The organism is Pantoea sp. SGAir0184 (genome assembly GCF_043544755.1).
In genome coordinates this window covers 772591-785225 of record NZ_CP028050.1, presented here as the reverse complement: position 1 = coordinate 785225, position 12635 = coordinate 772591, and the positions used below count along the sequence as shown (strand labels likewise).

Sequence of the window (12635 nt, the reverse complement as noted above, 5' to 3'; positions counted from 1 at the left end):
TCATGTTCAGCACCGTTCTGATTGCTAACCGTGGCGAAATCGCCTGTCGTGCCATCCGCACCCTGAAGCGCCTCGGCGTAACCAGCGTGGCGGTCTATTCGGATGCCGACCGCAATGCGCGTCACGTTACCGAAGCCGATGTGGCCATCGCCCTTGGCGGTGACAAAGCCAGCGACAGCTATCTGCGCATCGACAAAATTCTGGCCGCTGCGCAGCAAAGCGGCGCGCAGGCCATCTGGCCCGGCTACGGTTTTCTGTCGGAGAGCCTGCCGTTCGCCGCCGCCTGCGAAGAGGCCGGCATCGCGTTTGTCGGCCCGACCGCACAGCAGATCGGCGAATTTGGTCTCAAGCATCGCGCCCGTGAGCTGGCGGCCAGCGCTGGCGTGCCGATGACGCCGGGCACGCCGCTGCTCAGTTCGCTGCAGGACGCACTCAGCGCGGCGGAAGACATTGGCTATCCGGTGATGCTGAAAAGCACCGCCGGTGGCGGCGGCATCGGTCTGACCCGCTGCGCCGACGCCACGGCCCTGGAGAACGCGTGGGAGAGCGTGCGTCGCCTGGGGGAACAGTTTTTCAGCGATGCCGGCGTGTTTCTTGAACGCTGCATTGATCGTGCGCGCCACGTGGAAGTGCAGATTTTTGGCGACGGCAAGGGCAAGGTGATTGCGCTGGGCGAACGCGACTGTTCGCTGCAGCGCCGCAATCAGAAGGTGGTGGAAGAGACGCCGGCTCCTAATCTGCCGCAGGCCACGCGTGAAGCGCTGCTGGCTTCAGCGGTGCGGCTGGGCGAGCTGGTTAATTACCGCAGCGCCGGCACCGTGGAGTACATCTATGACGCCGCGCAGGACGCGTTTTATTTCCTCGAAGTGAACACCCGCCTGCAGGTGGAGCATCCGGTGACCGAGTGCGTCACCGGCCTTGACCTGGTGGAGTGCATGCTGCAGGTGGCGGCGGCCGATGCCATCGACTGGGATCGTCTGCAGCAGGCACCGCACGGCGCATCAATTGAGGTGCGGCTGTACGCCGAAGATCCGCTGAAAAACTTCCAGCCGAGCCCGGGCGTGTTAACCCACGTCAGCTTCCCGCCGGGGGTGCGCGTCGACGGCTGGATCGAGACCGGCAGCGAAGTGACGGCGTTTTACGATCCGATGGTAGCCAAACTGATCGTGCATGGCGAAACGCGCGACGCCGCGCTGGCGAAGCTGCAGCAGGCGCTTGACGCTACCCAACTGCACGGCATCGCCACCAATCTCGATTATCTGCGTCAGATCGTGGCGACCGACGCCTTCCGCAGCGGTAACGTCTGGACGCGCTTCCTTGACGGCTTTACGCCGGCGGCCAGCGTCATCGAAGTGCTGCAGCCGGGCACGTTCAGCAGCATTCAGGACTTTCCCGGCCGCCTGGGCTACTGGGACATCGGCGTGCCGCCGTCCGGCCCGATGGATGACTTCGCCTTCCGCCTGGCCAACCGTATCGTTGGCAACCACGCCAGCGCCGCCGGGCTGGAGTTCACCCTGCAGGGCCCGACGCTGCGTTTCCACAGCGATGCGCTGATCGCGCTGACCGGTGCCGACTGTCCGGCCGATCTCGACGGCAGCACGGTCGACTACTGGCAGCCGGTGGCGGTGAAAGCCGGACAAACCCTGACGCTGGGCCGCGCGCAGAGCGGCTGCCGCACCTATTTAGCGGTGCGTAATGGTTTCGACGTGCCGGAATACCTCGGCAGCCGCGCCACCTTCTCGCTGGGCCAGTTTGGCGGCCACGCCGGACGTACGCTGCGCGTCGCCGACATGCTGCCGATCTCCCAGCCGGCGCTCGCCGCCTGCACCACGCCAGCCCCGGTCAGCGAACCTGAAGCGCTGGATCGCGCGCTGGTGCCGCACTACGGCAGCGAATGGCGCATTGGCGTGCTGTACGGCCCGCACGGCGCACCGGATTTCTTCACCCAGGCTGCCATCGATGAGTTCTTTGCCAGCGACTGGCAGGTGCATTACAACTCCAACCGGCTGGGCGTCCGTCTGGTCGGGCCTAAACCCAGCTGGACGCGCGCTAACGGCGGTGAAGCCGGGCTGCATCCGTCTAACGTACACGACTGCGAATACGCCATCGGCGCGGTGAACTTTACCGGTGACTTCCCGGTGATCCTGACGCACGACGGCCCAAGCCTTGGTGGCTTCGTCTGCCCGGTCACCATCGCCAAAGCCGAGCTGTGGAAAGTCGGCCAGGTCAAACCGGGCGATCGCATCCGCTTCCACCCGATCAGCGCCGACGAAGCGGTCGCGCTGGAGAAAGCCCAGGCGCACAGCGTAACCACGCTGCGCAGCCAGCACGCACCGACCTTCGCGGTGCCTTCGCTGGCGGCGAGCGACATCGGTTCTGCCACCCTGTTAGCGGCGCTGCCGGCGACCGCCACCACGCCTGCTGCGGTCTACCGCCAGGCGGGCGACAAATATGTGCTGATTGAGTACGGCGATAACGTGCTGGATCTGGCGCTGCGCCTGCGCGTACACCTGCTGATGCAGGCGCTGCGCCAGCGTGCAGAGCCCGGCATTGAAGAGCTGTCGCCCGGCGTGCGCTCGCTGCAGGTGCGCTATGACAGCCTGGTGATCGGTCAGCAGCAGCTGATGACGCTGCTGCTGGAGCTGGAAGCCGGGCTGGGTGACGTCAGCGCGCTGAAAGTGCCGTCGCGCATCGTCTGGCTGCCGATGGCGTTTGAAGACAGCGCCACGCTCGGCGCGGTGGAGCGTTACAAAGAGACGGTTCGCGCCAGCGCGCCGTGGCTGCCGAATAACGTTGACTTCATTCAGCGCATCAATGGACTGGCGAGCCGCGAAGCGGTACGCGACACCCTGTTTGCCGCCAGCTATCTGATTCTCGGTCTCGGCGATGTCTATCTCGGCGCGCCGTGCGCGGTGCCGATCGATCCGCGCCATCGCCTGCTGAGTTCCAAATACAGCCCGGCGCGCACCTTTACCGCCGAAGGCACGGTGGGCATTGGCGGCATGTACATGTGCATCTACGGCATGGATTCACCGGGCGGCTATCAGCTGGTGGGGCGCACGCTGCCCATCTGGAATAAGTTCCTGCAAAACGATCAGTTTGCCGCCGGCGAACCCTGGCTGCTGCGCTTCTTTGACCAGGTGCGTTTCTATCCGGTGAGCGAAGCGGAACTGACGCAGCTGCGCGACGATTTCCGCGCCGGTCGTGCCCGCATCCGCATCGAGCAGAGCGAGTTTGATTTCGCGGCGCATCAGCAGTTCCTCGCCGACAACGCGCCGGAAATCAGTGCTTTCCGTGAACGTCAGGCCGCAGCGTTTGAGCAGGAGGTCACGCTATGGGCGCAGGAAGAGCAGGAAGCGCCGCTCACCAGTGAAGAGACGCTGGTGGTCGCCGACGCAGAGGACGATGCGCTGGCGGTGTGCGCTGACATGAACGGCAACATCTGGAAAGTGCTGGTTGCGCCGGGCGATACGGTGCAGGCCGGCCAGACGCTGATCATCGTGGAAGCGATGAAGATGGAGCTGGCGATTGTCGCGCCGCAGGCCGGCACGGTGAAACGCATTGCCTGCCAGGCGGGCCGTCCGGTAAGTCCGGGCGACACCCTGCTGTGGCTGGCTTAAGGAGCAGGTATGAACAGTAGCGCGCCCCGCAGCAAAGGCCGTCCCGAAGCGCTGGCCGAAAAGGTTTATCAGGCGCTAAAGCAGGACATCTTTGAGTTCCGTCTGATGCCGGGTGACCGCTTCAGCGAAAACGAAATCGCCGATCGGCTGGCGGTGAGCCGCACGCCGGTGCGTCAGGCGCTGTTCTGGCTGGAGCGCGAAGGCTACGTCGAGGTGTGGTTTCGCAGCGGCTGGCAGGTGCGGCCGTTCGATTTCGCCTACTTCGAGGAGCTGTACGACTTCCGCACCGTGCTGGAACGCGAAGCGGTGCGCCGCCTGTGCGCGCTGCCGCCGCTGGCCTGCGCGGAAACCCTGACCGCGCTGAAAACCTTCTGGATCGACGATGCCCGGCTGGCAGATGGCAAAGCGGTATCAGCGCACGACGAAGCGTTTCACATGGCGCTGGTGGCCGCGGCGGGCAATCAGGAGATGGCGCGCATCCACGCCGAGCTGACAGAAAAAATCCGCATCATTCGCCGTCTCGACTTCACGCGGGATGACCGGGTCGATGCCACGTACCGCGAGCACGCTCAGATCTTACGGGCGATTTTTCAGCAACACACCGAGGAGGCACAGCGCATTTTAACCGACCACATTGCCGTCAGTAAGGCCGAGGTCAGGAAGATTACGTTGCATATGTTACAGCAGGCTCGGCTTCAACCCATTGAATAACAACAGATAACACAGTTAGGGGTTTAAATGATGAAACGACGTTCGTTGCTTAAAGCTTTCGCGCTCTCCGCTACCGTTGCCAGCATGGGCTTCGCCTTTACCGCACAGGCGGCAGACACCATTAAAGTCGGCATTATGCATTCGCTGTCCGGCACCATGGCGATTTCCGAAACGCCGCTGAAAGATGTGGCGCTGATGACCATTGATGAGATCAACGCCAAAGGTGGTGTGCTGGGCAAGAAGCTGGAACCGGTGGTGGTCGATCCGGCCTCTAACTGGCCGCTGTTCGCCGAAAAAGCGCGCCAGCTGCTGACTCAGGACAAAGTGGCGGTGGTGTTTGGCTGCTGGACGTCGGTCTCGCGCAAATCGGTGCTGCCGGTGTTTGAAGAGCTGAACGGCCTGCTGTTCTATCCGGTGCAGTACGAAGGCGAAGAGATGTCGCCGAACGTGTTCTACACCGGCGCCGCGCCGAACCAGCAGGCGATCCCGGCGGTGCAGTATCTGATGAGCGAAGATGGCGGCAGCGCCAAACGCTTCTTCCTGCTCGGCACCGACTACGTCTATCCGCGCACCACCAACAAGATTCTGCGCGCCTTCCTGCATAGCAAAGGCGTGCAGGATAAGGATATCGAAGAGGTGTACACGCCGTTTGGTTACAGCGATTACCAGACCATCGTGTCGAATATCAAAAAATTCTCCGCCGGTGGCAAAACCGCGGTGATCTCCACCATCAACGGTGATTCCAACGTCCCGTTCTACAAAGAGCTGGCGAACCAGGGCATTAAAGCAACCGACATTCCGGTAATCGCCTTCTCGGTGGGGGAAGAAGAGCTGCGCGGCATCGACACCAAACCGCTGGTCGGTCAGCTGGCGGCGTGGAACTACTTTGAGTCAGTGGATAACCCGACTAATGCGAAGTTCGTGGCCGACTACCGCGCTTACGCCAAAGCGCACAACCTGCCGAACGCCAGTACGGTGGTCACCAACGATCCGATGGAAGCCACCTACGTTGGCCTGCACATGTGGGCACAGGCGGTAGAGAAAGCCGGCACCACCGATGTGGATAAAGTGCGCGCCGCGATGGCCGGACAGACGTTCAAAGCACCGGACGGCTTCACGCTGACCATGGACAAAACCAACCACCATCTGCACAAGCCGGTGATGATTGGTGAAGTGGAGGAGAACGGCCAGTTCAACGTGGTGTGGCAGACCGAACAGCCGGTACGCGCCCAGCCGTGGAGTCCGTACATCGCCGGGAATGATAAGAAGCCGGACTATCCGGTGAAGTCGGCGCAGTAAGGGGAGGCTGATGGCCCTCGCCCTCTGGCCCGCTGGCCCTCACCCTCTCCCGCTGGCGGGAGAGGGAACCGATCGAGCCAGCACGCCGCTACCGAACTCACCTGTAGCAGCGTCTCCCTCTCCCTCCGGGAGAGGGCCGGGGTGAGGGCCAGACAACGCCCTAACCCTGATGAGGGCCACACCGCACCCAACGTAACCATAACAGGATGATCACCATGACACTCCGCCGTATTCTCAGCTGCCTGCTGTTACTGCTGCCGTGGCTGGCGCAGGCCGGTGATGGCGCTGATTTCGCCGCTGCCAGCCGCACGCAGCAGGCGACATTGCTGCAGCAGTGGGCTGCGGCGCCGCAGGCCAGCCGCTTGCCGCTGCTGCAGGCGCTGCGCAATGAAAGCGTGGTTATCGACCAGAACAAACAGCCGTTCAGCAAACAGGCTGACCAGCTTCTGCCGCTCGACAGCGCCCGGCAGCCGGACGGCGAAACCAAAAAACTCTTCATGAACAACCGGCTGCGCGTGCTGATTGCCAGCGCCCTCGCCGCCCACCAGCTGGTGAGTGACGATGCGGCGACTCGCCTGCGCGCGGCGCAACAGTTACAAAACGATGCCGCACCTGACCAGCTGCCGCTGATTGAACAGCGCCTCGCCGCCGAACAGGACAGCAAGGTGCACGCGGTGCTGGCGATGGCCGCCGCGAATCTGCAGCTCGCCAGCCCGGACGCCGCGCTGCGCCTGAAAGCGGTCACGCTGCTCGGAGAATCGGGCGATCCGGCGATGCAGGCCAGCCTGACGCGCTTAACCCAGGCCAGCAACGAACCCGATGCGCAGGTGCGCGCCGCTGCGGCCGCCAGCCTGCAGCACATCAGGCAGCGCCTGATGTGGGGCGATTGGCTCGGGCAGGCGTTTACCGGTCTGTCGCTCGGCTCCATTCTGCTGCTGGCCGCGCTCGGCCTGGCGATCACCTACGGCCTGCTGGGCGTAATCAACATGGCGCACGGCGAGATGCTGATGCTCGGGGCCTACGCCACCTGGCTGGTGCAGAATCTGTTCCAGCAGTTTGCCCCGCAGTGGCTGGCGTGGTACCCGCTGCTGGCGCTGCCGGTGGCCTTCGCCGTCACCGCCGCGATGGGCATGCTGCTGGAACGCACCATCATCCGCCACTTATACGGTCGTCCGCTGGAGACGCTGCTCGCCACCTGGGGCATCAGCCTGATGCTGATTCAGCTGGTGCGCATGCTGTTTGGCGCGCAGAACCTCGAAGTGGCCAACCCGGGCTGGCTGTCCGGCGGCTGGCAGCTGCTGCCGAATCTGGTGCTGCCGTATAACCGCATCGCGGTAATCCTGTTTGTCATCGCGGTGCTGGCGCTCACCTGGCTGCTGCTGAATAAAACCCGGCTGGGGCTGAATGTGCGGGCGGTCACGCAGAACCGCGCCATGGCGGACTGCTGCGGCGTGCCGACCGGGCGCATCGATATGCTGGCGTTTGGCCTCGGTTCCGGCATTGCCGGACTCGGCGGCGTCGCGCTGTCGCAGTTGGGCAACGTCGGGCCGGAACTGGGTCAGGGCTACATCATCGATTCATTCCTCGTGGTGGTGCTCGGCGGCGTCGGTCAGCTGGCCGGCACCGTGGTGGCGGCTTTTGGTCTCGGCATCCTCAACAAAGTGCTGGAGCCGCAGATTGGCGCGGTGCTCGGCAAAATCCTGATCCTCGTGCTGATTGTGCTGTTCATCCAGAAACGTCCACAAGGTCTGTTTGCCGTTAAAGGGAGGGTGATTGACTGATGAGCCAGCCACTGACCTTACGCGCGGTGCGCAAAGCGCCGCGCCTCAGCCTGATTCTCGGCGTCATCGTGACCGCGCTGCTGCTGGTGCTGCCGTTCTGCGCCCTGCTGCCCGCCAGCCATCCGCTGGCGATCTCCACCTATACGCTGACGCTGGTGGGCAAAATCCTCTGCTATGCGATTGTCGCGGTAGCGCTGGATCTGGTGTGGGGCTACGCCGGGCTGCTGTCGCTCGGCCACGGACTGTTTTTTGCCCTCGGCGGCTATGCCATGGGCATGTACCTGATGCGCCAGGCTGCAGGCAGCGGTTTGCCGGCGTTTATGTCGTTTCTGTCGTGGAATGAGCTGCCGTGGTTCTGGGCCGGCAGCCAGCACTTTCTCTGGGCTCTGTGCCTGATTGTACTGGTGCCGGGCCTGCTGGCGCTGCTGTTTGGGTTCTTCGCCTTTCGCTCCAGAATCAAAGGCGTCTACTTTTCCATCATGACGCAGGCGCTGACTTACGCCGGCATGCTGCTGTTTTTCCGCAACGAAACCGGCTTTGGTGGCAACAACGGCTTTACCGGTTTTACTACCCTGCTCGGTTTCAGCGTCACCGCCACCGGCACGCGTATCGCACTGTTTATCGCGACCGTGCTATTGCTGCTGTTCAGCCTGGCGCTGGGCTTTGCCCTGGCGCGCAGTAAGTTTGGTCGCGTGCTGACGGCGGTGCGCGATGCGGAAAACCGCCTGATGTTTATTGGTTACGATCCGAAGGGCTTCAAGCTATTCGTCTGGACGCTCTCCGCCGTGCTGTGCGGGCTGGCCGGTGCGCTGTACGTGCCGCAGGTCGGCATCATCAACCCGAGTGAAATGTCGCCGACCAACTCGATTGAAGCGGCGATTTGGGTGGCGCTCGGCGGACGCGGCACGCTGATTGGCCCGCTGCTGGGTGCGGCCATCGTCAACGGTGCCAAAAGCTGGTTCACCGTCGCCTTCCCGGAATACTGGCTGTTTTTCCTGGGCCTGATGTTCATCCTGGTCACGCTGTTCCTGCCGCGTGGCGTAATTGGCCTGCTGCGCCGGAGGCGTCATGACTGAGCAACTGTTTACCCAACCGCACCCGGCGGATCGCCATCGTCAGCAAACCGATCCGGTGCTGCTGCTGGAGAACATCAACGTCTCGTTTGACGGCTTCCGCGCGCTGACCGATCTGTCATTGCAGATCGGCGTCGGCGAGCTGCGCTGCGTGATCGGCCCGAACGGCGCGGGAAAAACCACGCTGATGGACGTGATCACCGGTAAAACCCGGCCGGACAGCGGCCAGGTGATCTACGACCAGGATACCGATCTGCGCCAGCTGTCGCCGGTCGAAATCGCCCGCGCCGGCATTGGCCGCAAGTTTCAGAAACCCACGGTGTTTGAAGCGCTGACGGTGTTTGAAAACCTCGAAATCGCGCTGAAAAACGATAAATCGGTGTGGGCCAGCCTGCGCGCCCGGCTTAGCGGCGAGCAGCGCGATCGCATCGACGAGGTGCTGAAACTGCTGCGGCTCGGCGGCGAACGCCAGCGTCAGGCGGGTCTGCTGTCGCACGGGCAGAAGCAGTTTCTCGAAATCGGCATGCTGCTGGTGCAGGAGCCACACCTGCTGCTGCTGGACGAACCGGCAGCCGGCATGACCGATGCCGAAACCGACTACACCGCCGAACTGTTCCGCAGCCTGGCGGGCAAGCACTCGCTGATGGTGGTGGAACATGACATGGGCTTTGTGGAAACCATTGCCGACCACGTGACGGTGCTGCATCAGGGCCAGGTGCTGGCTGAGGGATCGCTGCGCGAGGTACAGGCGGACGATCGGGTTATCGACGTATATCTGGGGCGCTAAGATGTTACAGGTAGCAGAACTGCATCAATATTACGGCGGCAGCCATATCCTGCGCGGTCTGTCGTTTGAGGCTCGCCCGGGCGAGATCACCTGCCTGCTGGGGCGCAACGGCGTGGGCAAAACCACGCTGCTGAAGTGTCTGATGGGGCTGATTCCGGTCAAATCTGGCGAGATTCGCTGGCAGAACCAGCTGATTAACACGCGCAAGCCCCACCAGCGCGTGCAGGCCGGTATCGCTTATGTGCCACAGGGGCGCGAAATTTTTCCGCGTCTGACGGTGGAAGAGAACCTGCTGATGGGGCTGGCGCGCTTCTCCGGCGCCCAGGCCAGCCGCGTCCCGGAGGAGATCTACCAGCTGTTTCCGGTGCTGCGCGAGATGAAAACGCGGCGCGGTGGCGATCTGTCAGGCGGCCAGCAGCAGCAACTGGCGATCGGCCGGGCGCTGGCCTGCCAGCCGCAGCTGTTGATCCTCGATGAGCCGACCGAAGGGATCCAGCCGTCGGTGATCAAAGAGATCGGTGCGGTGATCCGTCAGCTGGCGCAGCGCGGTGACATGGCGATCCTGCTGGTCGAGCAGTTTTACGATTTCGCCGCCGAACTGGCCGACAGCTATCTGGTGATGTCGCGCGGCGAAATTGTGCAGCGCGGCGCAGGGGCGAATATGGAGAGCGAGGGCGTGCGCGGGCTGGTGGCGATTTAGCCGCGCGGCGGGCGGGCAGGCAGAAGACAGGTTGTTAATCTGCAAGAAAAAACTTATGTTTACCCTCCACCCGGCCATTCCGGCCGCAGCGAAGGTTGAGCGAACTGTTACTGATGGAAACCCGCCGCGACGAACGAATCAATAAGCTGGCGCAGGCGCTGAAACACAGCGACACCCTGCACTTAAAACAGGCCGCGCAACTGCTGGGCGTGTCAGAAATGACCATCCGCCGCGATTTAACCGGCGCGACGCAGGGCGTGGTGCTGCTGGGTGGCTATGTGATGCGCGACCCGCGGCAGAACGTGGCGCACTATTTTGTCAGCGACCAGCAAAACCTCAACGTCAGCAAGAAACGTCTGCTGGCACAGCGGGCTGCCGCGCTGGTACAGGCCAACGACACGGTGTTTTTCGACTGCGGCACCACGTTGCCGCTGGTGATAGAAGCGATCGATAACGATCTGCCCTTCACCGCCATCTGCAGCGCGATCAATACCTTTCTGGCGTTAAAAGAGAAGCCGCACTGTCGGGTGATTCTGTGCGGCGGCGAATTCCACGCCGATAACGCCGTGTTTACCCCGCTCGAGCAGGTCACGGTGCTGGATGCGCTCTGCCCCAATAAAGCCTTTATCTCTGCCGCCGGTATGGACGCCGCGCAGGGTGCCACCTGTTATAACCTCAATGAACTGCCCATCAAGCATCTGGCGCTGCAGCGGGCGCAGACCAAAATCGTGGTCGGCGACAGCAGCAAGTACGGCAAGGTACTGCCGGCGCGCATTGGCGACTTCTCGCTGTTTGATATGCTGGTCAGCGACAGCCCGCCTCCGCCCGCGCTGCTCGCCGTGCTGCAGGCGGCCAGGCTCACCCTGCACTGCGGCTAGCATTATTCCGCCGCTGCGGAAGATTGCGCGCAATGCGGCTGTGATTGCCGGGTGAAAACGGCTAAACTTCAGCATCTGACGTTCCACCCATTACAGACCAAGAGGCTCATCACAACGTGGCTCAATTCGTCTATAGCATGCATCGCGTCGGCAAAGTGGTTCCGCCGAAGCGTCACATTCTGAAGAATATCTCCCTTAGCTTTTTCCCTGGCGCCAAAATTGGCGTACTCGGCCTGAACGGCGCGGGTAAATCGACCCTGCTGCGCATCATGGCCGGCATCGATAAAGATATCGAAGGGGAAGCGCGCCCGCAGCCGGGCATCAAAGTCGGCTATCTGCCGCAGGAACCTCAGCTGAACCCGGAACACACCGTGCGTGAGTCGGTGGAAGAAGCGGTCGCGGAAGTGGTTGGCGCGCTGAAGCGTCTCGACGAAGTGTACGCGCTGTACGCCGATCCGGATGCCGACTTCGACAAGCTGGCCGCTGAGCAGGGTCGTCTTGAAGAAGTGATCCAGGCACACGACGGGCACAACCTGGAAACCCAGCTGAACCGCGCCGCCGATGCCATGCGTCTGCCGGAGTGGGATGCCAAAATCGCCAACCTGTCCGGTGGTGAACGCCGCCGCGTCGCGCTGTGCCGTCTGCTGCTGGAAAAGCCAGACATGCTGCTGCTCGACGAACCGACCAACCACCTGGATGCCGAATCCGTCGCGTGGCTGGAGCGTTTCCTGCACGACTTCGAAGGCACCGTGGTAGCCATCACCCACGACCGTTACTTCCTCGATAACGTTGCCGGCTGGATTCTGGAGCTGGACCGTGGCGAAGGCATTCCATGGGAAGGCAACTACTCCTCCTGGCTGGAGCAGAAAGATCAGCGTCTGGCGCAGGAGGCTTCTCAGGAAGCGGCGCGTCGCAAATCGATCGAGAAAGAGCTGGAGTGGGTGCGTCAGGGCGCGAAAGGCCGTCAGTCCAAGGGCAAAGCCCGTCTGGCGCGCTTTGAAGAGCTCAACAACACCGATTATCAGAAACGTAACGAGACCAACGAACTGTTCATTCCACCTGGCGCGCGCCTCGGCGACAAAGTGCTGGAAGTGAAGAACCTGAGCAAAGCGTATGGCGATCGCGTGCTGATTGACGATCTGTCGTTCTCGCTGCCGAAAGGCGCCATCGTCGGCATCATCGGTCCTAACGGCGCCGGTAAATCGACGCTGTTCCGCATGATGTCAGGTCAGGAGCAGCCGGATTCCGGCAGCATCGAGCTGGGCGAAACCGTGAAGCTGGCGTCGGTCGATCAGTTCCGCGATGCGATGGATAATTCCAAAACCGTGTGGGAAGAAGTTTCTGGCGGTCAGGACATCATGCGCATCGGCAACACCGAAATGCCGAGCCGCGCTTACGTCGGTCGCTTTAACTTCAAGGGTACCGATCAGGGCAAACGCGTCGGCGAACTGTCTGGCGGTGAGCGTGGTCGTCTGCACCTGGCGAAACTGCTGCAGGTGGGCGGCAACCTGCTGCTGCTCGACGAACCAACCAACGACCTGGACATCGAAACCCTGCGCGCACTGGAAAACGCCCTGCTGGAGTTCCCGGGCTGCGCGATGGTGATCTCGCACGACCGCTGGTTCCTCGACCGTATCGCCACCCACATCATCGACTATCAGGATGAAGGTAAGGTGGAGTTCTTCGAAGGTAACTTTACCGAGTACGAAGAGTACAAGAAACGCACCCTCGGCGCCGAAGCGCTGGAGCCGAAGCGTATCAAGTACAAGCGCATGGCGAAGTAATC

General features: G+C 62.4%; 9 protein-coding genes. All 9 read left to right on the top strand.

Annotated features, from left to right (window positions below; translation table 11 throughout):
- The first annotated feature begins 2 nt into the window (after positions 1 to 2).
- The 9 genes from uca (at position 3) to ettA (ending at position 12633) form a co-directional block, all read left to right on the top strand.
- Positions 3 to 3620 (top strand): urea carboxylase, encoded by a 3618-nt coding sequence (gene uca / locus C1N60_RS03640; RefSeq protein WP_394521410.1) that lies wholly within the window; start codon positions 3 to 5, stop codon positions 3618 to 3620.
- 9 nt (positions 3621 to 3629) lie between these two features.
- Positions 3630 to 4331, top strand: a complete 702-nt coding sequence (locus C1N60_RS03635) for a GntR family transcriptional regulator (RefSeq protein WP_058776210.1) — start codon at positions 3630 to 3632, stop codon at positions 4329 to 4331.
- A gap of 30 nt (positions 4332 to 4361) precedes the next feature.
- Positions 4362 to 5630, top strand: a complete 1269-nt coding sequence (gene urtA, locus C1N60_RS03630; protein ID WP_031279577.1) for an urea ABC transporter substrate-binding protein — start codon at positions 4362 to 4364, stop codon at positions 5628 to 5630.
- A 215-nt stretch (positions 5631 to 5845) separates the two neighbouring features.
- Positions 5846 to 7411, top strand: coding sequence for an urea ABC transporter permease subunit UrtB (gene urtB / locus C1N60_RS03625; RefSeq protein WP_325969715.1), 1566 nt, complete (start codon positions 5846 to 5848; stop codon positions 7409 to 7411).
- Positions 7411 to 8487: an urea ABC transporter permease subunit UrtC gene (gene urtC / locus C1N60_RS03620; RefSeq protein WP_058757138.1), complete on the top strand. Its 1077-nt coding sequence runs from the start codon at positions 7411 to 7413 to the stop codon at positions 8485 to 8487. Before urtB ends, urtC begins: the two co-directional genes overlap by 1 nt.
- On the top strand, positions 8480 to 9271 hold the full coding sequence (gene urtD / locus C1N60_RS03615) for an urea ABC transporter ATP-binding protein UrtD (protein WP_058771510.1): 792 nt from the start codon (positions 8480 to 8482) through the stop codon (positions 9269 to 9271). The genes urtC and urtD overlap by 8 nt, the downstream gene beginning before the upstream one ends.
- A gap of 1 nt (position 9272) precedes the next feature.
- Positions 9273 to 9971 (top strand): urea ABC transporter ATP-binding subunit UrtE, encoded by a 699-nt coding sequence (gene urtE / locus C1N60_RS03610; RefSeq protein ID WP_394521409.1) that lies wholly within the window; start codon positions 9273 to 9275, stop codon positions 9969 to 9971.
- A gap of 113 nt (positions 9972 to 10084) precedes the next feature.
- On the top strand, positions 10085 to 10849 hold the full coding sequence (deoR, locus tag C1N60_RS03605) for a DNA-binding transcriptional repressor DeoR (RefSeq protein ID WP_058757230.1): 765 nt from the start codon (positions 10085 to 10087) through the stop codon (positions 10847 to 10849).
- 116 nt (positions 10850 to 10965) lie between these two features.
- Positions 10966 to 12633: an energy-dependent translational throttle protein EttA gene (gene ettA / locus C1N60_RS03600; protein WP_071813584.1), complete on the top strand. Its 1668-nt coding sequence runs from the start codon at positions 10966 to 10968 to the stop codon at positions 12631 to 12633.
- The last annotated feature ends 2 nt before the right edge of the window (positions 12634 to 12635 follow it).